This is a genomic window from Novosphingobium huizhouense, assembly GCF_020179475.1.
GTDB classification, from domain to species: Bacteria; Pseudomonadota; Alphaproteobacteria; order Sphingomonadales; family Sphingomonadaceae; genus Novosphingobium; species Novosphingobium huizhouense.
Map to the genome: position 1 here is coordinate 1 of NZ_JAILXZ010000001.1, position 24,495 is coordinate 24,495.

Here is a 24,495-nt window from a genome sequence, read left to right on the forward strand (position 1 = left end):
CGATGCCTGAAGCCGCCCGCGCGACCAACACCGTCATCAACACCGCGACCAACACCGCCCCGATCGACATCGTCGTCTACCACAACCCGGCCTGCGGCACCTCGCGCAACACCATCGCGATGATCCGCAATGCCGGGATCGAACCCCACGTGGTCGAATACCTCAAGACCCCGCCCAGCCGCGCGCTGCTGGCGAGCCTGATCGCACGGGCCGGGATCACGCCGCGCGAACTGCTGCGTGAAAAGGGCACGCCTTATGCCGAGCTCGGCCTTGGCGACGAGAGCCTGTCCGACGATACCCTGCTCGATGCGATGATGGCGCACCCGGCGCTGATCAACCGTCCGCTTGTGGTCTCGCCGCTCGGGGTCCGGCTGTGCCGCCCGTCCGAGCAGGTGCTCGACCTGATCCCCACGCCGCAGCAGGGCGCCTTCGCCAAGGAGGACGGGGAACAGGTGATCGACGCCGCCGGCAATCGGGTAAGATGAGCGAGATGCGCCACGTCCGGCTGCGCAGGCTCGATTCCCCCGGGCACCTGCCGGCGCTCAAGCCGGCCTATTGCGACGCCAGCCCCGCGCTTGGTCTCGGCCCGATGGACCACCCGCCGCGCATCCTGTTGCTCTACGGCTCGCTGCGCGAACGCTCCTATTCGCGACTGGTGGTCGAGGAAGCGGCCCGGCTGCTCCAGTATTTCGGCTGCGAGACGCGCATCTTCGATCCTTCCGACCTGCCGTTGCCCGACCAGATGGCGGGCGACGATCATCCGGCCGTCCACGAACTGCGCGAACATTCGCTGTGGTCCGAGGGCCAGGTGTGGTGCAGCCCAGAACGGCACGGCCAGATCACCGGGATCATGAAGACGCAGATTGACCACCTGCCGCTCGCCTACAAGGGCCTGCGTCCGACGCAGGGGCGCACTCTCGCCGTGATGCAGGTCAGCGCCGGCTCGCAGTCCTTCAACTCGGTCAACACCTTGCGCGTGCTCGGCCGGTGGATGCGGATGTTCACGATCCCCAACCAGTCGAGCGTGGCCAAGGCTTACGACGAGTTCGACGCGGCAGGCCGGATGAAGCCCTCGAGCTATTACGACCGCATCGTCGATGTGATGGAGGAGCTCGTGCGCTTTACCGTTCTGCTGCGCCCCCACGCCAACCGGCTCGTGGACCGCTATTCCGAACGTGTGGAGCAGGATCGGCCGGTCGCCGCAGCAGAAATCCTCGGTTCAATTAAGTGCTAACGGTTGGCCAGATGATAGTGTGGCGCAGCAAATCGATCCGCTCTCAGTTACCCGCCAGCTCGCCACACACCGGCGCTTGATTGCTGGTCTTCTCCCAGCCGCGCACGCGCGAGATTGCTCCGTCGATTGCTTCCACCTGCCGAAGTGGGGGCCAGTGTTCCGCGTCGAAGGTCGCTTGCGTGACAATCCCGACCAACTGGGCGAAGAGTGCGCTGGCGATTGCCGGTCGATTTCCTGGGGCAATGTGCGCAAAGTCCGGGTCGGCAGCGAGCACCGCTTCGATCTGCGCCACGAAAGCGCGCATCCGCTCGCGCTGCTCGGCGGCGTATTCTGGATCGGCGATCGCCATGCCCCAGAAGCAAAACCAGACCCGCCAATCGCGAGTCACTCTGGGATCGATCGGCAGCAAGGCGCGAAACAACGCGCCGAGGTCTCCACGATCCTTGGGCTGGGAAGCATCGGTGCGCGCCTTCGAGGTCAGGGCCGCGTGACGATAGGTAAGCAGCATCAGCGCGCGCTTGTCAGGGAAGTAGTGCGTGACTGCCTTGGTGCTGAAGCCGGCTGCCGCGGCAACAGCACGCACGGTGGCAGCCTCTGCGCCTCCGGTCGCGACGAGGTCCGCTGCGATTTCGGCAAGCGTGTTGCGGCGGGCATCGTGGTCGATCACGGCTGGCATAACAGCTCCATCAGCGCAGCGTCATCGGCCGCGATCACCCGATCTAGCCACATGTGAAAGTGCTGCAAGCCGCCCTCGTTGCGCCCAAACCGCACCTCGCCCAGCAGGCCGGTTCCCATCACCTGCTGCTGGAAGGCTGAGGTCGGCATGTCCTCGTCACCCACCACGTGGGCCAGGAAGGCCGTCATGTCGGCCATCGCAGACCGCGCTGTATCATCCTGGGGGGGAGTCTCAGCGAGGAAGGTCTGCGTTGTGGTGGAGGTGTCGACCTCGGCACCCGGCACGACGATCGACAACAGGACGCAGCGGATCCCTGCGATGTAGAAGGTGTTGATCGAGGTGCCAGGGAAGAGGATCCATTCACCCATCAAAAGCGGATCGAGCGGCTCATCCCGTGTGGGCACGCGACCGAAGGCATAGAGATCGTCGGGCGCGCGCTCGCTTGCGGGTCCCTGCGGCGCGATCACCCGTTGATGTGGGCCCTGCGCGAAATAGAAGGCGCGGTTGCTCCGCTGCGGGCCGAAGGTCTCGCGGTGCAGGACTGGCAGGTGATAGAACTCGAGATGCGCGTCGAAGGCGAGCTTCCAGTTAGGGCCGGTGAGGATGCGGCTCTCGATCACGGACCAGTCGGCCAAGCCAAAGCCCGAGATCAGATCATCGATCCCGCTGAGCATTTTCGCTGGATTATGCGGACTAGCGGGATCGAGAATTGCCCAGATCAACCCAGCGCGCTCCGCGACCGGGAAACGTTTCATGGAGAGCAGCGCCTTATAGACGCGGCCAAAATCGTCGGCGCTCGCGATACCGATGAGCGCTCCGTCCTGGCTGAAGGTCCAGCCATGATAGGGACAGGTGAACCGTGCTGCCGTTCCGCAACCGCTCGCCACGGCCGCGCCGCGATGCGTGCAGGCGTTGAGAAGCACATGCGCTTTGCCTTGCCTGTCGCGCACCAGCAGCACGGGAATGCCGGCGACTTCGAGCGTCTTGTAGTCGCCGGCCTCGGGTATCTCGCACGAAGCGGCGAGCGTCAGCGGCACGCGCTGGAAGACAAACCGCTTCTCGGCTGCGAAACGCTCGGCCGAGGTGTAATGGTCCGCTTCGAGCGGCATCACACCAGCCGCGAGCGGAAAAGTGCCGTCCGCAGTGTGTCGCAGCAATGCTGCGGCATGCTTTTCGAGCGTCGATCGCGCTGCGCCGCTTATCGGTGCCTCGCGGGCGTCGACTTCGCGATCAATGTCGGTCATTTGCATCGGGCGGCCTCTCTCCTGTCACCTCTCGCTTTTGCGAGGTGATCCTGCGGCCATCTTTATGCAACACACGTTTCATATAAACTAGCGGTTCGCATAGGGAGATGCGCAAATGAACACGGCCACGATCGCCACGATGAAGGCGCTAATGGAATGGGAAGGCCAGCGTAAGGCGCCTCCGCCGGGCTTCCCGCGTCTGCCCGACGTGCCCGCTGCGCGTTACACCAGCGCCGACTATTACGCGCTGGAGCAGGAGCATATCTTCCGCGCCACATGGCTGTTCGCTGCGCATCTGGACGAGGTGCCCGAGCCGGGCAGCTTCATGCGCTGGAACAACGCTGGCGATCCGATCATCATCGTCCACGGCACCGACGGGGTGGTGCGCGCCTTCTACAACACCTGCCGGCACCGCGGCGCGCCAGTGGTGACCGAAGACAAGGGCTGCACGCGGCGGCTGGTGTGCCCTTACCACGCCTGGACCTACAAGACCGATGGCACCTTGATCGGCGTGCCCGAACGTCAGGACTTTGTCGATCTCGACTTGGCAACGCGCGGCCTCATCCCGGTCCGCTGCGAGATGTTCGGCAATCTGATCTTCGTGAATTTCGACGATCACGCGCCCTCGTTGCGCGATTTTCTCGGCCCGATTGCGCAGGAGTGGGAGGAGTTCGGCTTCGACAAGCTGCGCCTCGCCGCGCGGCACTCCTTCGACCTGGCATGCAATTGGAAGGTGGCGATGGAAGCGAACATGGAGGTCTACCATGTGCCTTTCATCCACCCCGACACGGTCGCGCCGCTGGTGGATGCCAAACGCAACGTGAATCACCTTTATGCAGGCGGACACGGCCGCATGCTCGCCCCGCCCCCACGCACCCTCAAGGGCACGCATGTCCGCGCGCTCGAGAACGCGCCGAACTGGGCCACCATCGATACCGTGGGCGAGTTGGGGCGCACTCACACGCAGAGCTACACGATCTTCCCCAACTGGGTTTCGCCACTCTCCAACTATTTTGTCCCGCCGCTGATCTTCTGGCCGACCTCGCTCAACACCACTCGGCTGGAGCTCATCACGATGGCTCCTGACTGGGGAGACGGCGAGGCGCCAGACCTTTGGACCGTCCCCGACGCGACCTCTCCCAATGGGCGTGCGATGGCCAAGCTCATCCAGGAAGACACGCAGTTTGGAGAGGCGATCCAGCGCTCGATGGAAAGCCGCGGGTTCAAGAGCGTGCCGCTCAGCTACCAGGAATCTCGGATTTATTGGTTCCACCAGCATTGCGACCGGATGATCGGCATCGATGCGATCCCCCCTGAGCTGCGCGTGGACCAGGTGATCGGCGACGATTGGGTCTGGCCAAACGACCCTCGCATCGCAATGCTCGAAGAGCCAGTGCACGAGCCTGCAGAGTAAGCGAGGCCGGCCTGGGCAAGCAGCCTTACACGCCGTTGACGTTGTAGGTGGCAATCTTCGTGCGCCGGCTGTCCCGGCTTGCTCGGCGAGGCGGAGAAGGGCTCCAGGAGGTGGTTCTCACGCCGCCGCTGTGGATTGTTCGCGCCAGCCTGCACACCCGCGCGGGATACGGCTGCGGCGCCATAAATGGACACTACGAGGCCGCCGGCAGGCACCTGGCGCGAGAACGCCGTCCAGGCGCCCGCCGCGCCGCGTGAGGATGCGTCAGCCCCTGCTGCGCCTGGCGAACTCCTCGAACGGGATGATCGTCCACTCGCCGTTCTCACCCGGAACGCCGACGCCATCCCAGCCTGCGTCCATCAGCTCGCGCAGCCTAACCTTCGGGCCGGTGAGCAACCACGGCGAGAGTTCGGTGATCGCGCACATTGCGTCCTTCCAGCCGGGAAGATCGTCGACGTAGAACTCGTAGGCGAGCAACGCGCCGCGCCGAGCCTCGGCGATGATCAGCAGCTCGCCCATGTCGTCGTCCTGGAAGACGAAGCACTTCATCGGCGGGTCGAGCGGGAAGATGATCCCGGCAGCCTCCGCGTCTGCCGGTGCAATACGCCAGCCCTCGCGGTGACCGACCCAATAAGCGACCCCGACGAGCCCCGAACGCGCTGCATCGGCGAGCTGCGGGTTCACGTCCATCATCGCCTGCCAGGTCGAGACCTTTGCCTCCGCCTCGCCGAGCTCGAGGAACGGGGCATGGGTCAGGCACCACAAGCCATACAACTCGGATGCCTGATCGAAGTCCTGCGCACAGACGATAAGCGGCTTAGGCAGAGATCGCGTGTTGAATTCGAAGATCTTGGTCTTCATGATGACCTCGTGTCGTTGTCGATACGGTCACCATGACAGCGATATGCACGCATGTCGGGTGGGAAATCTGCCGATAATTCAGCAAAATCAGCCGCATGACTGGGCCCGTGAGGATCGAGATGTCCTAGCTGGAACGCCGATCGCCACCCCGATGCTGCCTATCCGCCGAGGTCGGAAATCGCTCGGGTGCCGACCGATATTCGCGAGGCTTGCCGCGCATGCCTAGAGCATGTTGAGCGGCAGCCTGAGGTAGCGTATCCCATTCTCCTCGGCTGGCGGCAGGGCCCCAGCGCGGACGTTCACCTGCAGCGCCGGCAGGATCAGCACCGGCGGCGCCAACTTGGCGTCACGCTCGTTGCGTAGGGCCACGAACGCTTCCTCGCAGATCCCGTCGTGGATGTGGACGTTCTCGGCACGCTGCTCCCCAACGGTCGTCTCCCAGCGGTATTCGCTGCGGCCTGCAGGGAGGTAGTCGTGCCCGACGAAGATTCGTGTCGCTGCAGGCAGTTCGAGGATTCGGCGGATCGAACGATAGAGCTGCTCGGCCGAGCCGCCGGGAAAATCGCTGCGGGCGGTGCCGTAGTCAGGCATGAACAGTGTGTCGCCCACGAACGCGGCATCGCCGACATGGTAGGTGACGCAGGCCGGCGTGTGCCCCGGGGTGTGCAGCACGCGGATCTCCATCGAGCCCAGTGGCAGGGTTTCGCCATCGCTCACAAGCCGGTCGAACTGCACGCCATCGAGCGGTGCGTCGTTCGCTGCGAAAAGGGGGACGAATGTGCGCAGGACGTCGACGATGCGCGAGCCGATCACCACTGGTGCGCCTGTCTTCGCGCGCAGGTAGTGCGCCGCCGATAAATGGTCGGCATGGGCATGCGTCTCGAGCAGCCAGGCAAGTTCGAGACCCTGCGCCTCGATCTCCGCGAGGACCGCATCAGCCGAGCTGGTCGAGGTGCGAGCGTTACGCGGATCGTAGTCGAGCACCGGGTCAACGATCGCCGCGACCTTGGTCGAGGGATCGTGGACCAGATAGGTTACAGTGAACGTGGCGGGGTCGAAAAAGGCCTGAACGGCGAGGGATGCGGTCATGGCGACTCTCCTTTGAACCATCATATTAGTCATTGCTAAATTAGATTCAATGAATATATGGAGCACCATGATGGATCTGACCAAGTTCGACCGCGCCGCCTTCGAAGCTGCCGCCACCGAAGCTGCAGGGCTGCTCAAGCTGCTTGGCAACGAGAAGCGGCTGCTGGTGCTTTGCCAGCTCGTCGATGGGGAACGCTCGGTAGGTGCTCTGCAGGAACGGGTGGCGTTGTCGCAATCTGCGCTTTCGCAGCACCTTGCGCTCCTGCGCGAGCAGGGCGTGGTGGCGACGCGGCGCGAAGGTCAGACCATCCACTACCGCATCGCCGATCCTTCGGCGCTGCGGGTGATGCAGACGCTGGCGGAACTATTCTGCCCGCGCGACCCGGAGGACAACTGATGACCGCTATTCTGCACAAGCTTGCGCCCGCCGACGTCCGCAACCGCCTTGCTTCCGGCAAGGCGGTGCTGATCGACATTCGTGAAAGCGACGAGTTCGCCCGGGTCCACATTGCCGGCGCGCGGTCGGTGCCGCTCTCTGCCCTAGAGCACGCCCATCTCGCGATCGAACCCGGCGCCGACGTCATCTTCACCTGCCGTTCCGGCATGCGCACGGCCAATGCCTGCGACCGGCTCGCGGTTCGGGTCGATGGCCCGGCCTATGTCCTCGACGGAGGGCTCGACGCCTGGATGCGCGAAGGGTTGCCGGTCGAACGGGATCGGAAAGCGCCGCTCGAGCTCAACCGGCAGGTCCAGATGGCCGCAGGTCTGCTGATACTCGCCGGTGTTGGGCTGAGCTTGCTCGTCGCCCCGGCCTGGATCGGCTTGTCCGCCTTCGTCGGCGCGGGACTGACCGTTGCCGGAGCAACCGGAACCTGCGGCATGGCGCGTGTGCTCAGCCTCGCGCCGTGGAATCGCAGCGTGGCGTCCTGAGCCATGGACACGGCGACGCTTCTGCTGGCCAGCGCAGGTGGTGCAATCGTCGGGCTGCTGCTGACCCTGTTCGGCGGGGGCGGGTCGGTGCTGGCGACGCCATGGCTGATCTATGTCGTGGGGCTGACCGATATTCACCTCGCCATCGGGACTTCGGCTGCGGCCGTTGCCGTAAACGCCGCGACCGGCCTCGCCGCTCAGGCGCGCGCAGGACGGGTCAAATGGCCTTGCGCCGTCGTCTTCGCGCTTACCGGCGTGACGGGTTCGCTGGTGGGCGCGCACCTGGCCAAGCAGGTCGACGGGCGCGCGCTGCTCACCTGGTTCGCCGCCGCAATGATCGCCATCGCACTTTCGATGTTGCGACCAAAACGGTCCAACGGCGATCCTGCGGTCCACCTGACAGGCGCGATGGTGCCAAAACTCGCGCCGCTCGGCTTCCTGACCGGCCTCGCTGCCGGGTTCTTCGGGATCGGCGGCGGCTTCCTCATCGCACCCGGCCTCATGGCTGCGACGGGAATGACGCTCGCAAACGCTGGCGCATCATCCCTGTTGTCGGTCGCGCTTTTCGGCGCGGCGACGAGCGCCTATTATGGTGCATCTGGGGATGTCTCCTGGCCGCTGTTCGGCGCGCTTGTTGTCGGCGGAGCGCTCGGCACCCTGATTGCGACACCGCTCGCCCGGCGTCTCGCCCGTGATCCCCGCACCGGACGCACGATCTTCGCCGCCATGATTATTGCCGTGGCGCTCTACATCCTGCTGAGGCGGTAGATTGCGTGCTAGGCGCAGCCTGCAGTTTGCGTCGGCAAGGTCGAGAATATTGGGACGATCTTGTCGCGGGAGACCGGCTAAGCGAAGCGCAGGCCGTGTTGGCCAAGCGTTTATGCTCGCGAATCGCGGGGTGATACGGCTGCGGCGCCATAAATGGACACTAGAAGGCCGCCGGCAGGCACGTGGCGCAGGGGTGCAGTCCAGCCATCCACCGCGCCACGTGAAGCTGCGTCAGCCCCCGCTGCGCTTAGCGAACTCCTCGAACGGGATGATGGTCCACTCGCCGTTCTCACCCGGAACGCCGACGCCATCCCAACCTGCGTCCATCAGCTCGCGCAGACGGACCTTCGGGCCGGTGAGCAGCCACGGCGAGATCTCAGTGATCGCGCACATCGCGTTCTTCCATCCCGGAAGGTCGTCGATGTAAAACTCGTAGGCGAGCAACGCTCCCCGGCGAGCCTCGGCGATGATCAGCAGTTCACCCATGTCGTCGTCCTGGAAGACGAAGCATTTCATGGGTGGTTCGAGCGGGAAGATGATCCCGGCGGGCTCCGCGTCTGCCGGTGCAATGCGCCAGCCCTCGCGATGACCAACCCAATATGCGACCCCGACAAGCCCCGACCGCGCTGCGTCAGCAAGCTGCGGGTTCACGTCCATCATCGCCTGCCACGTCGAGACCTTTGCCTCCGCCTCGCCGAGCTCGAGGAACGGGGCATGCGTCTGCGACCACAAACCATACAATTCCGATGCCTGATCGAAGTTGCTCGCGCAGACCGTGAGCGGCTTTGGCAGCGATCGCGTGTTGAATTCGAAGATCTTGGTGTTCATGGTGACCTCTAGTGATTGTTGATGCGGTCACCATGACAGCGATGTGCATGCATGTCGGGTGGGAAGTTATCCGATAATTCAAGAAAATCAGCCGCATAACTTCACGCGCCAGAACCGAGAAGTCCAAGGGTCGGCGCGTAACTCCATCCCGATGCTGCCTATCCGCCGAGGTCGGAAATCACTCTGGAGCGCAGCCACCCTCGACTGCGTTGGCGGCCCAACCTGGCGGCGCACTTCTAGGTCGAAACGGTGCGCAAGGACCACCGCCCACTCGACAACTCTCGCGCGACCAACTGGACGACCGCTGATGGCGTTCTCGCCCCCCTCAGGCCCTTCGGGCTGCCCGCCGCGGAATGATGCTTGACGTGATCCTACAAGACATGCAACGCGCAGGCATGCCCGCAGGCGCACGCTACGCCCGCACGCGTTAGAATCTTGTTATTTATATATATTATTTATAGATTCTATAATCTTGGTTTCTCTCACTTCGTTCGAGAAACAGAGCTGCGCTCGGTTCAGTAAAGTTCGGACCCCGGAAAAGAGAAGTCCGCGGCGTTCAAGCGAAGCGCGCTGATTCCGGCATGCGCTGGAGAAGCGCGCCCTGATCGGAGCTCGAGTGGACTTCGCGGCTGCAAACTTCCCAGAATGCCCTGGAAGGGCACCCAGAGCGACAATGCGGGGCCGAGGGGAACTCGGGTAGCCAGAACCTTGCAGCGGCGTTCAGCGAGGCTCTGAGGGCATTTTAGAGCATACTCCCCCGTTGGCTGAAATTTTGCATCGTCAATGGCTTACGGCGTTCCGTGCCTCCGGGCGATGCCGCCGTCACCCAGAGGCTCCATCGGCTTCCCACCCCTGTCCGGGGCCGCCCTCACGCATCAACCCAGGCTGCCGGCGAAGCGTTCGGCAAGGCGCGCGGTGCGGAAGGCGTCTGCCACCCAGTCGACGAAGACGCGCGTCTTGGCGGGTAGCAGTGTCCGGGACGCGAAGTAGATCGAGATCGCTCCGGCGTCGGCATACCAGCGCGGGACCAGCCGCACCAGAGCGCCGGCCTCGAGATCGGCTACGACATCGGGCACCGCCAGCATCGCCACGCCAAGCCCCAGCAGCGCGCCCTGTCGCATGGCGGCAGGATCGTTGAATACGACCGTCTCCCGAAGCGGCGCCGGCATCTCCTCTCCCCGGACATTGCGCATCGCCCAGTGCCGGGTCCTGCCCGATTGCAGCGAGCGCATGACGATGCCATCGAGCTCGCCAAGGTGTTCCGGCCGATCCGGGATGCGGCGGCCCTTCATGTAGGCAGGCGATGCCACGGCGATGATGTGGGCGGGCGCAAGGCTGCGCGCGACGATCCCCGGCGCAAGGTCGAAGCCTCCCCCGATCGCCGCATCGTATCCCTCTGCGATGATGTCGGCCGGCCGGCTCTCGAAGTGCCATTCGGGCTGCACACGGGGATAACGAGCGATGAAGGCGGGCAGCAGCGGCAGGATGTGCAGCATGCCGAACGTCGGCGGCAGGCTAACCCGAAGCACTCCTGCCGGTTCGCTATCCGAAGATGCCGCGGCGGCGATCGCATCCTTCAGTTCGGCGAGGTTCTCGGCAATCGACAGGTGGAACGCCTCGCCTGTTTCAGTCAGCGTCAGCTTGCGGGTCGAACGCTGGAACAGTCGCACGCCAAGGTTGCGCTCGAGCATCGCCACGTTGCGGCTGACCGCAGCAGGCGTCAACGCGAGCCTGCGGGCCGCTGCGGAGAAGCTGCCGAGCTCTGCGCTGCGCACGAACGATTCAAGATTAGCCAGCGTCTCCATAGCTTCATCTTCAACTCACAGTTGAAGATGAAGCAAGCAATTTGCGTCTAATCGTCGATGACCGACAAGCGCATATCCCTCGTCACCAAGCCATTCCGGCTCGAGACGAGGAGAAGATCCATGACCAGCATTGGCATCATCGGCGCAGGCCAGATCGGCACTGCCATCGCACGCGCGCTCGCAAGGAGCGGCATCTCCGCAACCATCGCCAACAGCCGCGGGCCCGAGAGCCTTGAGCCGCTCGTCGCAGAGCTCGGCGACACCATCGCTGCAGGAACGGTCGCCGAAGCGGCGCAAAAGAAGATCGTGTTCGTCGCGGTCAACTGGTCGCGCCTGGCCGAGCTGTTCGCAACGCTCCCCGACTTCAACGGACGCATCGTCGTCGACACCAACAATCCCATCGAGGCGCCGCTGTTCAAGCCGTTCGACCTCGGCGGCGTGCCGTCCTCCGAGATCGTCGCCGGCCTGGCGCGTGGCGCCCGTCTCGTGAAGGCGTTCAACCATCTCCAGGCCGAACTCCTTGCTGGCGACCCGCAAGCCGAAGGCGGGAGGCGCGTGCTGTTCTATTCGGGCGACGATGCCGGAGCAAAGGCCGACGTCGCGGCGACCATCGAGCGTCTCGGCTTTGCCGGTATCGATCTCGGTGCGCTCGCGGTCGGCGCGCGCCTTGCCGAGTTCCCCGGCGGTCCGCTGCCTGCCCAGAACCTCGTCCGCTTCGGCTGACGACCATTGTTCTTCAGAAGGAACGAACCGATGACCAAGCAACCGATCGCCGAGCCCGACTACGACCGCCTGCTCCGCGTAAACCTGCAGGACGTCTTCAACCAGCGCAACGCTAGGCTGCGCGCAGAGGCTGTGGCGCGGCTCTATATCGACAACCCCTTGATGTTCGAGCCGGGAACGATCGTCGAAGGCCGCGCGGCGATCGCAAATGTCGCGGGCCAGCTCCTCGACAGGTTTGGCCCAGACTTCGCTTTCGTGCCGGATGGAGCAGCGCTTGGACATCACGGCATGGCCACCCTGCGCTGGCACGCCGGAACGCCGGAGAACCCAGCCATGGTCCACGGCTTCGATACGGCCGAGATCGTCGATGGACGCATCGCGCGCCTCTGGGTGTTGCTCGGCATGCCAGACGGGTGACGTCCGACGAAACCACGATCGCGCAGTGCTTGCCAGTGCAGGTGCAATGGTGGCAACAGCGGTCCATGCCGCTGGACTTTACCCCGCTTGCCAATGCCGTTGCGCGGTTGGACGAAGGTCTTTCTCGCTATCGCATGGACGTCTCCGACGGGCAGATCCGTGACGGGCTGATCCAGCGGTTCGAGTTCACCTACGATCTGGCACACAAGATGCTGCGCCGGGCCCTCGAGCAGGGCGCTGCGAACCCCGAGGAGGTCGACCGGATGACCTTCCCCGCGCTGATCCGCACCGGCGTCGAACAAGGGCTTGTCGCAGGCGAATGGGCCGATTGGCGCACCTTCCGTGAAATGCGCAACATCACCTCGCACACCTATGACGAGGCAAAGGCGGTGCAGGTCGTCGAAGGGATCCCGGCGTTCCTCAACGAGGCGCGAGGCTTGCTGGAACGGCTCGAGGCGCAGGCGTGACCTCCACTCTGGCGCTCTCCGAAAGCGAGCTGGAGCAAGTCCGCACGATCTTGAAGGCGCACCTGCCTCCCGGCGTCCGTGTCGACGTATTCGGCAGCCGTGCCGGCGGCACGCCCAAGCCTTGGTCGGACCTCGATCTCGTGCTGGAGGGGCCGGCTGCGCTCTCGCTCGAACTGATGGCTGCGCTGGCGGAAGCTTTCGATGAATCCGCACTGCCGTGGAAGGTCGATCTGATCGATCGCCGCGCCGTTGCCGATGCCTTCGGCGCGATTCTCGATGCAAAGCGGGTGGCCCTCTTTCCCGCAAACTGACCGACCGCCGAATGTATAGGGACGTTTGGGCAGTTTATCGAATTTCTATACCATCGCGAAGCCGCGGATAGCTGGTAGGAGGTCAAGATGGCCGTGACTGTAAGCACATGTGTGTGGTCGCCGCGATCAAGATCAACAGCCACGCAGGACGAGGCTGTCGCACCAGACGTCTTGCAGCCCTTGCCTTCACGTGGCTTGTGGGGCGGCTGCCGTTCAGGCGCTACCCCGCCGGCCCGTCAGCCCTCCCCGTCCATCGGTGCCAGTTCCTCGCTCACCCCCCGAAAGTGCTCCAGCGCAGCGGCGAGGTTGTCGGCGATCTCCTGCGCAAGGATCTCGGGTTCCGGCAGGCTGTCGATGTCCTCAAGGCTGTCGTCCTTTAGCCAGAAGATGTCGAGGTTAAGCTTGTCGCGCGCGACAAGCTCGTCATAGCTGAAGCGCCGGAAGCGATCGGTCTCTTCGCGCTTGTGGTAGCACGCAACGAAGTCATCGAGGTCGGTTGCGGTCAGGCGTTTGGTCTTGAGCGTCTTGTGGACGTTGGTGCGATAGTCATAGACCCACAGCTCCTTCGTCTGCGCTTCCCGCGATGCGGGGCGCTTGTCGAAGAAGAGCACGTTCGCCTTCACGCCGGGGCTATACCAGATCCCCGTCGGCAGGCGCAGCAGCGTGTGGAAATTGAACCCCTCGAGCAGGCGCTTGCGGATGCCCTCGCCAGCGCGATTGGCCTCGAACAGCACGTTGTCGGGCAGCACCACACCTGCGCGACCATTTGTCTCCAGGATCGTCATGATGTGCTGGAGGAAGTTGAGTTGCTTGTTCGAGGTGGTGAACTTGAAGTCCTCGCGCTCGTAGGTCTCGCGCTCGGTCTCGACCGAACCATCCTCGCCGACCACCCGGTAGCTCGACTTCTTGCCGAACGGCGGGTTGGCGATCACGACGTCGAAACGCTCGCCGTTGTCGCCCGCCAGAGCATCCGCCTGCTCGACCGGACTGCTCTCGTTGCCCACGCCATGAAGGTAGAGGTTCATCGCGCACAGCCGCACAACCTCGTCGACAATGTCGAAGCCGCGCAGCGAGTGGTGCCGCAGGTGGCGCAGCCGATCGCGATCCTGGCTCTGGCTCTTCATGTGGTCATAGGCGCTGAGCAGGAAGCCGCCGGTGCCACACGCGGGGTCGCACACCGTCTCGCCGATCCTGGGATCGACGCAGCGCACGATCGCATTGATGACGGGGCGCGGCGTGAAGTATTGCCCCGCGCCGGACTTCACCTCCGAAGCGTTGCGCTCGAGCAGGCCCTCGTAGATCTCGCCCTTCACGTCGACGCTGTGGCCGATCCACGGACCTTCCTTGTCGATCAGGCTGACCACGCGCTTGAGCTTTGCGGGGTCAGAAAGCTTGTTCTGCGCCTTGCGGAAGATCGTTCCGATCAGGCCGTCGGCCTTGGCCAGCGCCTCGAGCGTGTGGCGATAATGCAGTTCAAGCGCGTCACCGTCCTTGCCGGCGAGCCGCGACCAGCTCCATTCCGCTGGGATCGACGAGCCCTCGCCCAGCAGGTCGGCCCGCTCCTGATCCATCTTGAGGAACAGCAGGAAGGTGATCTGCTCGACATAGTCGCCATACGAGATGCCCTGGTCGCGCAGCACGTGCGCATAGTTCCAGACCTTGGCGACGAGTTGTTCGTTGCTCATCAGGATTCCTCATACGAGCGCAGGATCAACGGCTTGGCGCGCTCGAAGTCGTCGTAGGAGCCAAGCGTCAGCTCGAGGTCGCCGGTGCCGAAATGGCCGATCTTGCGCACATCGCGCGAGAACCCTTCGTGCAGTTCGACGCTATCGGGATCGATTTTGAGGAACACCTTGAGCTGCCCCAGCGTCGGCCGCACCTCGACGCAGGCGAAATTCTTGATCCGACGGTAGGCGAGGTAGAACCGCGTCACCTTCTTGGTCACGTCGTCGGCCAGCCCCAGCAGATAGGTCTCGACATCGGCATGGAGGTTGGCGAGCGCGGGCGCCGCGTCGGCCAGATATTCGGTTACCGTCTTATAGCCGTTCCCAGCGCCGCTGAGCGCCTTCGAAGGCGCGTTAGGAGCCTTGGCGCCCGACGCTGCCGAGACGGCCGTCAGCAGTTCCAGCAGCAGAAGATCCTCGCCGAACTTGCGGTAGCGGATCAGCTCGATGTTGCGGCCCATCTGCTTGACCGCGTGCTCGTCGTATTTGGTGAAGTCGGCGGCGATGCAGATCAGGCGCGGGGCGCTCCATTCGATCTGGTCGGCGACTTCCTTGCCATAGCGGTCGCGCACCAGCAGTTCGAAATCACCGCGGTGGTCCATCAGCCAGTATTCGATGATCACGGGATAGCCGTTCTCGTCGATCCCCAGCGTGTCCATGCGCCCGCCGTGACTGGTCACATATTCACTGGCGAGGAAGCGCACGCCGAGCAGCGTTTCGAGGTTGGTCTCGAACCGCGTCTGGAGCGCCTTTTCCAGCGGCGCGGACGAGCTTTCCAGCTCGCACAGCACGCCGCCCCGTGTGTGAAACAGTTTCAGGTCGCTCATGCCAAGACTTTCGTGCGGGCGCGCTTGGGCGCGGCGGCTTGCGACGCGCGGATGCGCGCGAGGAGGTCTGCAGCGGGTTCGTCGGCCGGGTCCTGCGGCACGAGCTTGCCCGCGAAGGCTTGCCTGAGGATGGATTGGCGCAGGGCGGCGGAGCGGGCGAGTTCCATGCTGCATGCTTCGGTCCCGTGGACGATCTGGTCGATGACCTCCTCAATTCGGGCGACCAGTTCATTCTGCTCGTCGATGGGTGGCAAGGGGATCGGCAAACCCGAAATCGCCGTGAGGCTAATAGACGCCAGATTCACCGACTGCTTGCCTTTGGTCATGAAGAACGGCTGTCCAAATGCGTTCGCGTAATATGAGATGAAGCGCGAGTTCAGTTCGGTCAGCACTGGGCGGGCGCGAAAAACGTGATTTTGATGGATGCAGGGGTCAAGTTCGCCCGACCAGACCCAGCCTCGCCCCAGTTTATCGCGGTCACCGCCCTCGTTCATCAGGATATCGCCGGGCTTCAAACGGCATTGCTCGGCCCGGTCGCGCTCAACCGTGATGTCCTTGATCTCGGTGAGATCTAGATAGCCATTCTGCACATTGGCAACGCGCAGGTAGGGTAGCGTGACCGGATCGTTCGGCTCATGCTTCTTGTCCACGGTCACGCCGCCCTTGATGTGCGTGAGCTGCGCGAGGCTCGCCCAGACCCATCCGTCGGGCAGTTCAGGCAAATCGCGGGTGTCAGGCTCGACCGGCTCCACATAGCGTCCACGGCCTTGCCACGTTACGCGGCGGTGCTTGAGGATGCGGGTAAGGAGGTCCTGGCCGGTTTCGGCGGGCTGGCCGTTGGCGGCGCGCCAGTCGGCGGTGAGGGCGCCAGTGACGGCGGCTTTCAGCACCGACTGGCGATAGCGTGCCAGCAGCTTGCGCACCGCGCGCAGCGCCTCTTCGCCCTTGTCGATCTCGGCGAACAGCGTCTCGATCTTCTCGACGATGCGCTCCTGCTCGGCGAGGGGGGGCAGATCGACGGGCATCGCCGCCAGTGTGCGAAGATAGACCCCCTTTTGGGCGGTCCCTTTCGCATTGTCGCGGAGGTATCCCTGCGGCCTGCTGCTCTCGATCTGATACATTAGGAATCGAGAATGTATGTGATGAGGCTTCAAAACCGCCACGCTCCGCTGAAGCGTGAATCTCTCCACCGTCGCGGGGACGGTAGCCACCCGACCTATCGACCCAACGATGGTCAGGAGAACATCGCCTGGTGAGACCTCTGTCCGACGATCTTCGCGCTCGAAATCATCGGGCGTTATGAGGCGCACCTGATCGAAACTGATCTGGTTGTTGAAGATATTCACCGCGCTCAACATGGCGCGACCGTGGGGCTGTTTAGCGGGAGGATTGTGAGAGCCGTCAGTGATCTTAAGGCACACGTCCTCCAAAGTTACTGCAATCCAGCCTTTAGGTAACTCCCGCGCAATAGCCGTCATCACGCCACCAGCGCCGTCTGCAAGTCGTCCAGCATCTCGTCGAAGCGCGGCGCGAACAGCGGTCGCGCCTTCAGCAATCCACCCTGGTCGGCCAAGCTCGGCACCTCCTGAAAATCTGCGGGCGCAATCTCGGCGTTGGCGGCGATGAAGGCGGCGATGGCTCGCAGCCAGCCTTCCTGCTCGGCCGTATAGTCGCGCCCCGCCTTCTTCTCGCGCCCCAGCCACAGGTTGAAGCGCTGTTCCACCACGCTGGCGAAAGGCTCCAGCGCATCCGCCTGCCCCAACGCGAAACGCACGAGGCTGACAACCTCGGTAAGCTGTTCATCCACAGGCGCGCCACGCACTTTGGCTGCATCGAGCCGCTTGTAAGCCTGCCACACCGTCGCCGTCGTCAGGTAAGGCGGCGCGTCGGTCATCCGCTGCACCAGCTCGCGAATCTGGGCATAGGTCAACCGCTGCCTGCCGACCGGCTGGTTGTAGAGGATCTGCAAGGCGGTCAGCTCGTCCCGGTGCTCCTCGATGAAAGTCCTGAAGCTGGTCACCGTCTCCTGCGCCCGCTTGGCGTCGAACCCTGCGCTCAGCACTTCGTCGGTGGTCACCTCGTCGATCACCACGTCGGTCCTGGCCTTGATGTCCTTCAGCGCCGTGCGCACCGCAGGCTTGTCGAACGGCACACAGGCAGACTCCGTCATCGCCGAAACCACAGCGGCTTCCTGCTCGGCCGTGGCGAAGGGACCATGCTCCTCGCGCACCCTCGCCTGCTGCTTGTCGACATCGATCGCATCGAGCAGGGCATTGGCGAGATCGCGCGGCGTCCTGCCGCCCGTCAGTTCCGCAACGCGCATGCGGTCGGCATCGCCCAGCTTGCGATCGAGCGCGGCGAGGCGCGCCGCAAGCGAGGACAGCGCATCCTCGTCGCGCCGGCCCATGGCGATCTGTTCGAGCAGCGCCTCGAAGCTGACCGTGCGCTTTCGCTCCAGCGGCTGGCTGACATTCTTCTTGGTTTCCGACACGCCCACGGCGTCGATCAGCACGAAGCGGGTCTTGGTCTTGGCGTCCGGCGTCACCGCGCGCAGGTCCGCATCGGGGATGGTGCGCACCCCGCGGCCCTTCATCTGCTCGTAGTAGCCTTCAGATTTCACGTCGCGCATGAAGATCAGCACTTCGACCGGCTTGATGTCGGTGCCGGTAGCGATCATGTCGACCGTCACTGCGATACGCGGGAAAGGATCGACGCGGAACGCCTTGATCAGCGCCTTCGGGTCCTCGCCGGTGTTGCGGTAGGTGATCTTCTTGGCGAAGTCGTTGCCCTCGCCGAACACCTCGCGCGCGATCGTGACGATCTCCTCGGCGTGGGCGTCGTCCTTGGCGAAGATCAGCGTCTTGGGTAGCCAATCGCCGCTGCGGTCGGTGAACAGCTCGGTGAACACCCGGTCCCGGTAGGTCTGCAACACGGTGCGGATCTGGTTCGGGTTGACCACAGATCGGTCCAGGTCCTGCCCGGTATAGTCCATGTCTGCGTCGAGGCTCTCGTAACGCACCTTGCGCGTGCGCTTGTCCCGGACCGGCACCTGGAACTCGCCGTCGCCCTCAACCGTCCCGCCCTGCTCGGTCACGCGGGTGCGGATGCGGTAGACCTCGTAGCCCACGTTGACGCCGTCGGCGACCGAGCGCTCGTAGGGGTATTCGGCGACGAGGTTCTGGTTGAAGAAGCCGAGCGTGTGCTTGGACGGCGTGGCGGTGAGGCCGATGATCGAGGCGTCGAAGTATTCCAGCACCTGCCGCCAAAGACCGTAGATGGAGCGATGGCATTCGTCGGTGACGATGAAGTCGAAGGTCTCGATCGGGATGTCGGGGTTGTATTCGATCGGGGGCTGACTTGCGGCGTCCGCCGACCACTTCTCGAAGCCCGATTGCTCTTCGTCCTCGGGCGCAAGCTCCTTCCCGCGTAGCATCGCGTAGAGCCGCTGGATCGTGGTGATCACAACCTTCGCGTCGGGATCGAGCCGGGAGGAATGAAGGTGCTGCACGATATAGGTGTCGGTAAAGCGGTTGGCAGCACCAGGAGGATGGAAGTTCTGGAACTCCTTCAGCGTCTGATCGCCGAGGTTGTTGCGATCGACCAGGAACAGGATGCGCTTCGCCCCGGCTTCCTTGATCAGGCGGTAGGAGAAGGAACACGCGGTGAAGGTCTTGCCGGCGCCCGTCGCAAGCTGGATCAGCGCGCGCGGCTTATCTTCGGCAAGCGACTTCTCCAGCCCCTCGATAGCTTCAACCTGGCAGTCACGCAGGCCGGTCTTGTCGAGCACCGGCATGTCGCGCAAGGCCGCCCGCAACGTCTTCGGCTGCATCAGCCATTCGCGCAGTGTCTCCGGGCGATGGAACGCGAACAACCGACGCGAGCGAGGCTTCGGATCGCGCAGGTTGCGGAAGAAGGTCTCGTCCCCGGTGCTCTCGTAGTCGTAAAGCAACATATCATCCCACCGCGCCAGGTGCTGCGGGAGAGCGCCCATGTATTTGTCCGATTGCTCGGCAACGCCGCTCAGCGTCACGCCAGACGGCTTGGCTTCGATGACACCAGCCGCCTTGCCATCCACAAAGAGTAGATAATCGCAGTAACCCGAGGTCAGCGGAAACTCACGCACCGCCACACCGAGAGATGCGGTGCGGTCAAAGGCGTCGCGATCCTGCAATATCCAGCCGGCAGCCGACAGGAGACGATCAATCGTCTGACGCGCTATCTGCTCTGGTGTTGGCACAGGCCACCCCTAAGGCCCCAGAATGACTTCAACCGAAGCGTTCCTCGGCCTGACTGTTGTCATATGCATGGCCGACCACATGGATGCAATGGAAGAGAATTGCGTCGTGGTAGCGAAGCAGCTGTTCACAGACAAAGCCCGTTTTGAAGGCGCCGAGCAAGCCTTGACCCAATTAAGAAGATAAACAGCCAGGTCGCCGGCCCGCCAACCTGGGACGCTTCATTCTGCGACATCGTGTAGCAAGCGCTTCGAGCGCGAAAACGCTTCATCGCATGCGCTTGCGCAACACCATGCAACCAAAACACTTTTTGCCTGGCACAAATCCCGCCCCCTTGAGAGAGCCTAGCAGCGTAAGATGCCCGGCGAAGGCTGGGCTGACAATCAAGCCGCTAGTTGCAACGCTCTCCGTCCCCAACTCTGCGGAATTCCTTGGTTCCAACCCGTTTTGAGGTTCGGGACTATTTCGGGACTCCACGCACTCCAGATGCCATTTCCTTGCTAATTTCTGCCTCTGTTCTCACCTTACGAACCCTTGACCCGCGCCGGAAAACCGCGCAATACCGCGCCTCCCGGGCGTCCGGGCGGTTAGCTCAGTTGGTAGAGCATCTCGTTTACACCGAGAGGGTCGGCGGTTCGAGCCCGTCACCGCCCACCAAGTCCGGCCCCCCCCCCGGGTGTGCTCCGCCCTTGCAAGCGCCCGCGCCGGTCCCCCCGGCAGGAGCCGTCCTTGCTGCGGCAGTACGGCGATGAAGCTGCAGCATCCCCGTGTCAGCGACTCGACCACCGGACCTTGAACCGCCACGTTTTCGAAGCCAGGGTTCAAGGCCAAGATCCAAGGCCGAGGTCAAAGGGCCAACGCAACGTCCTCGTGCCGCCGGTCTGAACCTCGGCTCGTCGACCCGCCTCCGGCAGCGCGCGTCGTTCGTCTCTCGCCCCTTCAGACCACTGCCGCCGCCGCCGATGCCGGCGAGAGCACTTCGGCGAAGTAGCGCGCGATCGCATCGGCCGCCTTTTCGGTAAGTGTGATGAACGCGCGGCGACGGTCGGTTTCGTCTTCCAGGCGCTGCAGCAGCCCAGCTTCGGTCATCTGTCCGATCCAGCGCAGCGCGGTCGTGGGCGGCACCCCCGAGGCGATGCACAGCGACGTGACCGAGACACGGGTATGTTCCTCGCGCGCGGCAGTTAGGTCGAGCAGCATGTCCCATGCCGGATCGGCGAAGAGGTCGGCCGGCAGGAACCGCGCCCGCGCCTGGCGATGACGGATGATCCGGCGCACCAGGCGCGGATCGGGCATCGGCGGGCGCGGCGGCTTGACCAGGCGATCGCCAAGCCGCTCGGCACCGCCCTCGCCCAAATCACCCGCCGCGTCGAAGCGGAAGACGGTCGAACTCGGCGACAGCACGTGCTGGCCCGAGGACAGCGCCTCAAGCTTCTGGGCGATCTGCGTCACCTGGTCGGTCAGCCGCAGCAGCGAAAGCCGGTCCTCCTCGGACAGTTCGCGCACCCGCGCCCCGGCGCGCGCGAGCACCTGACCCAGCGCGATGACCCGCTCCGCCCGGCTCGGACTGACGAGGATCTGTGCGTCGGACTGGTCGAGGCAGCCGAACACATCGTCAAGCGAGCCCATGCTGGTCGACACCACCAGCGCCGCGCCGGTCCGCGCCGCATCGAGATCGAGCTTCGACAACGCAGCGAGCTGCGCACCTTCGGCCATCGGACAGTCGACCAGTACCAGTTCGGCGGACGCCACCGCGCCCGTCCCGCCCCCGCCGCCCGGCGCGTCAGCCAGCAACCGCTCGAGCGGTCCGGTTTGCGCCACGCGCAATCCTGCCGCGGCCGCGTCCTCGGCCATTTCGGCGCGCAGGTAGCCGCGGTCGGCGAAGATCGATACCGCCGGCGCCCCGGCGCGTCGCTCCGGACCGGACCCGGCCGCGAAACTATGATCGAACGGTGCGGCCGAATCTCCCATGAACGCAGTCCCTCCGTAGTACCCCTTAAGCGAACATCACGGGAACACGGGGCCGGGTTCAATCGGCGATATCTCGATAATGGATCAAGGTCGGATTTCGATCGGCGTTCCGTCAGCCACCATGCTCCATATTTCGTCGATTTCGGCGTTACTTAAGGCGATGCAGCCATCGGTCCAGTCGCCCGCGATACGGGTCTTTCCGTAGCCATTGGGCTGGCCATGCAGGAAGACGAGGCCGCCCGCACTTCGTCCCGCAGCCGCGGCGCGGGCCTCGTCGGCCGAATCGGGATAGGACAGGCGCAGCGAGAGGTGATAGGCGCTGTCGGGATTGCCATAGTCGATCACATAGCGCCCCTCGGGCGTGCGCCTGTCGCCCTCGAAGCGCTTCGGCCCCACCGGTGCGCCGCCGAGCGCGATCCCGCGATAGACGCGCAAGGTCCTTCCCGCGGCATCGAACAGCGTCAGCCGCCGCGCCGCCTTCTCGACGAGGATCGAGGCGGCGACAGGGGCATCGCCGTCCTGCGCGGCGCAGCCGGGGGCAATCGCGGCAAGCCATGCCGCCGCCGACCCGATCAGGACCAGGCCGCGGCGCATGGCGCGTCTCAGTCGACGAAAGGATCGCGCACGAGGATGGTATCCTCGCGCTCGGGGCTGGTCGAGACCAGCGCGACCGGCGTTTCGATCAGTTCCTGCACGCGCTGGATGTACTTGATCGCCTGCGCCGGAAGGTCCGCCCACGAGCGCGCGCCGGCGGTGGTGCCCTGCCAGCCGTCCATTTCCTCGTAGATCGGCTCGACAGCGGCCTGGTCGGCGGCGTGGCTCGGGAAATAGTCGAGCACCTTTCCGCGCAGGCGGTAGCCGGTGCAGATCTTCACTTTGTCGAACCCGTCGAGCACGTCGAGCTTGGTGAGGGCAATGCCGGTCACGCCGGAAATCGCGCAGGACTGACGGACCAGCACCGCATCGAACCAGCCGCACCGGCGCTTGCGCCCGGTCACGGTGCCGAACTCGTGCCCGCGTTCGCCGAGGCGCTGGCCGGTTTCGTCCTCCAGCTCGGTCGGGAACGGGCCTGAGCCCACGCGGGTGGTATAGGCCTTGACGATGCCGAGCACGAAACCGGTGGCGTTGGGGCCAAGGCCCGAACCCGAGGCTGCGGTGCCCGAGACGGTGTTCGAGCTGGTGACGAACGGATAGGTGCCGTGGTCGACATCGAGCAGCACGCCCTGCGCGCCTTCGAACAAGATGCGCGCGCCGGCCTTGCGCACCTTGTTCAGCCGCTTCCACACCGGCTGGGCGAACTGCAGCACGAAGGGTGCGATCTCGGCCAGATCGGCGAGCAGCGCCGCGCGGTCGACCGGCGGCTGGCCGAAGCCTGCGCGCAGCGCGTCGTGGTGCGCGCACAGGCGGTCGAGTTGGCTGTCCAGCGCATCGAGGTGCGCGAGGTCGCACACGCGGATCGCGCGGCGGCCGACCTTGTCTTCGTAAGCCGGGCCGATGCCGCGGCCGGTCGTGCCGATCTTGCCCGAACCCGCCGCCTGTTCGCGCAGACCGTCCAGATCGCGGTGCAGCGGCAGGATCAGCGGGCAGTTGTCGGCGATCGCGAAATTGTCGGCGTTGATCGTCACGCCCTGGCCGGTGAGCTTGTCGAACTCGGCCTTGAGCGCCCAGGGATCGAGCACCACGCCGTTGCCGATGATCGACAGCGTGCCGGTAACGATGCCCGACGGCAGGAGGGAGAGCTTGTAGACCTGCTCGCCCACCACCAGCGTGTGGCCGGCATTGTGCCCGCCCTGGAAGCGGACCACCGCGTCGGCGCGGCTTGCCAGCCAGTCGACGATCTTGCCCTTGCCCTCATCGCCCCACTGGGCGCCGATCACGGTAACGCTGGCCATGAATATACTCCTCCACCCTGCCAAGGTGGTTCCGGTAGCGCCCTTCGACAGGACTCGGCGGTACGGACGGGATACAGGGCACGCAAGCGGCGCACCCGATGTGCGGTGCGCGCGTTAGGGTGAGAGGGAGGCACAAGTCAAGGCGTGGCTGTGCTTGTCCGCCAGCCGGCGCATCGAACCGACCGTCGATGCGCTGCGCCAATGAGGCGCGACGCGCGGCGGATGCCGATTGGCCGACATCCGCCGCGCGAAGGGTCAGGCGCCGAAGCCGCCGTCGATGGTCTGCAGCGCGCCGGTGATCATGTCGGCGTGGGGGCCGGCGAGATAGGCCGCGTATTCCGCGATCTCGTCGGCGCGGGCGTGGCGCTTGATCGCCATCGTCGTGTGCATGAAGTCGGCCATCGGACCGTCGGCGGGGTTCATGTCGCTGTCTGTCGGCCCCGGCTGGATCACGTTCACGGTGATGCCGCGCGGACCGAAGTCGCGGGCAAGGCCGCGGACCATGCCCTGCATCGCCGACTTGGTCATGGTGTAGGCGGTCACGCCCGGGAACGGGATGCGGTCGCCGTTGACCGAGCCGATCACGATGATCCGGCCGCCGTCGTTCATCTGCCGCGCCGCTTCGACCGCGGCGTGGTAGGGCGCGCGCACGTTGATGTCGATCATCCGGTCGACCGCATCGGGATCGAGCGTCAGCGGATCGCCCATCAGCGCGACGCCTGCGTTGATCACGATCACGTCGAGCGCGCCCGCAGCCGCCACGGTCGCGACCAGCGCGTCGCGGTCGGCGCTGTCGGCCTTGATCGCTTGCGTGCCGGTCTCGGCCGCAACAGCGAGCGCGGCGGCTTCGGAGCCGGAGTAGGTGAACGACACTTTCGCCCCCCCTGCGACGAAGCGGCGGACGATGGCGGCACCGATGCCCCGGCTGCCGCCGAGCACGAGGACTTTCTTGTCGGCAAGATCGGTCATGTCTCGATTTCCTTGGTCTTCCCCGCAGCGGATGGATGCCCGCCGGTCGACGAAGGTGATGCCAGCGCATCGACCTTGTCGCCAGTCGGACAAATCGCGGGAAAGCCTAC

25 protein-coding genes and 1 tRNA gene are annotated in these 24,495 nt (G+C 64.6%); 12 read left to right on the forward strand and 14 right to left on the reverse strand.

Annotated elements, in window-relative coordinates:
* Positions 1-119 precede the first annotated feature (119 nt).
* Together arsC and arsH are read left to right on the forward strand one after the other, a co-directional pair.
* A complete protein-coding gene (gene arsC / locus K3A85_RS00005; RefSeq protein WP_263624633.1) occupies positions 120-485 on the forward strand; it encodes an arsenate reductase (glutaredoxin) in 366 nt (121 codons plus the stop codon).
* Entirely contained in the window at positions 482-1,234 is a 753-nt protein-coding gene (gene arsH, locus K3A85_RS00010) for an arsenical resistance protein ArsH (RefSeq protein WP_225204446.1), read from the forward strand. Before arsC ends, arsH begins: the two co-directional genes overlap by 4 nt.
* Before the next feature lie 43 nt (positions 1,235-1,277).
* On the opposite strand, the gene K3A85_RS00015 is transcribed toward arsH, so the two are convergent.
* A complete protein-coding gene (locus K3A85_RS00015; RefSeq protein ID WP_225204447.1) occupies positions 1,278-1,901 on the reverse strand; it encodes a TetR family transcriptional regulator C-terminal domain-containing protein in 624 nt (207 codons plus the stop codon).
* Positions 1,898-3,154 carry an aromatic ring-hydroxylating oxygenase subunit alpha gene (locus tag K3A85_RS00020; protein WP_225204448.1) on the reverse strand — a complete coding sequence of 419 codons (1,257 nt, stop codon included), beginning with the start codon at positions 3,152-3,154 and terminating at the stop codon, positions 1,898-1,900. The genes K3A85_RS00015 and K3A85_RS00020 overlap by 4 nt, the downstream gene beginning before the upstream one ends.
* Positions 3,155-3,269: 115 nt before the next feature.
* Between K3A85_RS00020 and K3A85_RS00025 the strand changes: the two genes are divergently transcribed.
* Positions 3,270-4,568 (forward strand): aromatic ring-hydroxylating oxygenase subunit alpha, encoded by a 1,299-nt coding sequence (locus tag K3A85_RS00025; protein WP_225204449.1) that lies wholly within the window; start codon positions 3,270-3,272, stop codon positions 4,566-4,568.
* A gap of 264 nt (positions 4,569-4,832) precedes the next feature.
* Here K3A85_RS00025 and K3A85_RS00030 read toward each other — a convergent pair whose 3' ends face one another.
* Together K3A85_RS00030 and K3A85_RS00035 are read right to left on the reverse strand one after the other, a co-directional pair.
* On the reverse strand, positions 4,833-5,429 hold the full coding sequence (locus tag K3A85_RS00030) for a hypothetical protein (protein WP_225204450.1): 597 nt from the start codon (positions 5,427-5,429) through the stop codon (positions 4,833-4,835).
* Between the two features lie 222 nt (positions 5,430-5,651).
* On the reverse strand, positions 5,652-6,518 hold the full coding sequence (locus K3A85_RS00035; protein WP_225204451.1) for an MBL fold metallo-hydrolase: 867 nt from the start codon (positions 6,516-6,518) through the stop codon (positions 5,652-5,654).
* Positions 6,519-6,585: 67 nt separating this feature from the next.
* Here K3A85_RS00035 and K3A85_RS00040 point away from each other — a divergent pair, with 67 nt between their 5' ends.
* The 3 genes from K3A85_RS00040 to K3A85_RS00050 are packed head-to-tail and all read left to right on the forward strand — an operon-like array spanning position 6,586 to position 8,216.
* A complete protein-coding gene (locus K3A85_RS00040) occupies positions 6,586-6,915 on the forward strand; it encodes an ArsR/SmtB family transcription factor (RefSeq protein ID WP_404822869.1) in 330 nt (109 codons plus the stop codon).
* Positions 6,915-7,448, forward strand: a complete 534-nt coding sequence (locus tag K3A85_RS00045) for a rhodanese family protein (protein ID WP_225204452.1) — start codon at positions 6,915-6,917, stop codon at positions 7,446-7,448. The genes K3A85_RS00040 and K3A85_RS00045 overlap by 1 nt, the downstream gene beginning before the upstream one ends.
* 3 nt (positions 7,449-7,451) lie before the next feature.
* Positions 7,452-8,216 (forward strand): sulfite exporter TauE/SafE family protein, encoded by a 765-nt coding sequence (locus tag K3A85_RS00050; RefSeq protein WP_225204453.1) that lies wholly within the window; start codon positions 7,452-7,454, stop codon positions 8,214-8,216.
* Positions 8,217-8,447: 231 nt separating this feature from the next.
* On the opposite strand, the gene K3A85_RS00055 is transcribed toward K3A85_RS00050, so the two are convergent.
* Positions 8,448-9,044: a hypothetical protein gene (locus K3A85_RS00055; protein ID WP_225204454.1), complete on the reverse strand. Its 597-nt coding sequence runs from the start codon at positions 9,042-9,044 to the stop codon at positions 8,448-8,450.
* Between the two features lie 875 nt (positions 9,045-9,919).
* A complete protein-coding gene (locus tag K3A85_RS00060) occupies positions 9,920-10,849 on the reverse strand; it encodes a LysR family transcriptional regulator (RefSeq protein ID WP_225204455.1) in 930 nt (309 codons plus the stop codon).
* 120 nt (positions 10,850-10,969) lie between these two features.
* Between K3A85_RS00060 and K3A85_RS00065 the strand changes: the two genes are divergently transcribed.
* The 4 genes from K3A85_RS00065 to K3A85_RS00080 all read left to right on the forward strand — a co-directional run bounded on the left by K3A85_RS00065 (position 10,970) and on the right by K3A85_RS00080 (position 12,767).
* Positions 10,970-11,572 carry an NADPH-dependent F420 reductase gene (locus K3A85_RS00065; RefSeq protein WP_225204456.1) on the forward strand — a complete coding sequence of 201 codons (603 nt, stop codon included), beginning with the start codon at positions 10,970-10,972 and terminating at the stop codon, positions 11,570-11,572.
* Positions 11,573-11,602: 30 nt separating this feature from the next.
* Complete coding sequence (locus K3A85_RS00070) at positions 11,603-11,989, forward strand: nuclear transport factor 2 family protein (RefSeq protein ID WP_225204457.1); 387 nt, start codon at positions 11,603-11,605, stop codon at positions 11,987-11,989.
* A 65-nt stretch (positions 11,990-12,054) separates the two neighbouring features.
* Positions 12,055-12,456 (forward strand): nucleotidyltransferase substrate binding protein, encoded by a 402-nt coding sequence (locus tag K3A85_RS00075; protein ID WP_225204458.1) that lies wholly within the window; start codon positions 12,055-12,057, stop codon positions 12,454-12,456.
* Positions 12,453-12,767, forward strand: coding sequence for a nucleotidyltransferase domain-containing protein (locus tag K3A85_RS00080; RefSeq protein ID WP_225204459.1), 315 nt, complete (start codon positions 12,453-12,455; stop codon positions 12,765-12,767). The genes K3A85_RS00075 and K3A85_RS00080 overlap by 4 nt, the downstream gene beginning before the upstream one ends.
* A 236-nt stretch (positions 12,768-13,003) precedes the next feature.
* On the opposite strand, the gene K3A85_RS00085 is transcribed toward K3A85_RS00080, so the two are convergent.
* From K3A85_RS00085 to K3A85_RS00100, 4 genes are read right to left on the reverse strand one after another with little or no spacing between them, the layout of a single operon-like run.
* On the reverse strand, positions 13,004-14,452 hold the full coding sequence (locus K3A85_RS00085) for a type I restriction-modification system subunit M (protein ID WP_225204460.1): 1,449 nt from the start codon (positions 14,450-14,452) through the stop codon (positions 13,004-13,006).
* Positions 14,452-15,318 carry a DUF5655 domain-containing protein gene (locus K3A85_RS00090; protein ID WP_225204461.1) on the reverse strand — a complete coding sequence of 289 codons (867 nt, stop codon included), beginning with the start codon at positions 15,316-15,318 and terminating at the stop codon, positions 14,452-14,454. Before K3A85_RS00090 ends, K3A85_RS00085 begins: the two co-directional genes overlap by 1 nt.
* Positions 15,315-16,796, reverse strand: a complete 1,482-nt coding sequence (locus tag K3A85_RS00095) for a restriction endonuclease subunit S (RefSeq protein ID WP_225204462.1) — start codon at positions 16,794-16,796, stop codon at positions 15,315-15,317. The genes K3A85_RS00090 and K3A85_RS00095 overlap by 4 nt, the downstream gene beginning before the upstream one ends.
* Positions 16,796-19,555: a type I restriction endonuclease subunit R gene (locus K3A85_RS00100; protein WP_225204463.1), complete on the reverse strand. Its 2,760-nt coding sequence runs from the start codon at positions 19,553-19,555 to the stop codon at positions 16,796-16,798. Before K3A85_RS00100 ends, K3A85_RS00095 begins: the two co-directional genes overlap by 1 nt.
* Positions 19,556-19,577: 22 nt before the next feature.
* Here K3A85_RS00100 and K3A85_RS00105 point away from each other — a divergent pair, with 22 nt between their 5' ends.
* The gene (locus K3A85_RS00105) at positions 19,578-19,739 is read left to right on the forward strand and encodes a hypothetical protein (protein ID WP_225204464.1); all 162 of its coding nucleotides are present in this window, start codon (positions 19,578-19,580) and stop codon (positions 19,737-19,739) included.
* Between the two features lie 395 nt (positions 19,740-20,134).
* Positions 20,135-20,210: transfer RNA gene (locus K3A85_RS00110), tRNA-Val, on the forward strand.
* A 282-nt stretch (positions 20,211-20,492) separates the two neighbouring features.
* On the opposite strand, the gene K3A85_RS00115 is transcribed toward K3A85_RS00110, so the two are convergent.
* The 4 genes from K3A85_RS00115 to bdcA form a co-directional block, all read right to left on the reverse strand.
* Entirely contained in the window at positions 20,493-21,524 is a 1,032-nt protein-coding gene (locus tag K3A85_RS00115; RefSeq protein WP_225204465.1) for a winged helix DNA-binding protein, read from the reverse strand.
* An 84-nt stretch (positions 21,525-21,608) separates the two neighbouring features.
* Positions 21,609-22,118, reverse strand: a complete 510-nt coding sequence (locus tag K3A85_RS00120; RefSeq protein ID WP_225204466.1) for a L,D-transpeptidase family protein — start codon at positions 22,116-22,118, stop codon at positions 21,609-21,611.
* A gap of 8 nt (positions 22,119-22,126) precedes the next feature.
* On the reverse strand, positions 22,127-23,416 hold the full coding sequence (locus tag K3A85_RS00125; RefSeq protein WP_225204467.1) for an adenylosuccinate synthase: 1,290 nt from the start codon (positions 23,414-23,416) through the stop codon (positions 22,127-22,129).
* A 255-nt stretch (positions 23,417-23,671) separates the two neighbouring features.
* Positions 23,672-24,385, reverse strand: coding sequence for an SDR family oxidoreductase (gene bdcA, locus K3A85_RS00130; protein WP_225204468.1), 714 nt, complete (start codon positions 24,383-24,385; stop codon positions 23,672-23,674).
* Positions 24,386-24,495 lie beyond the last annotated feature (110 nt).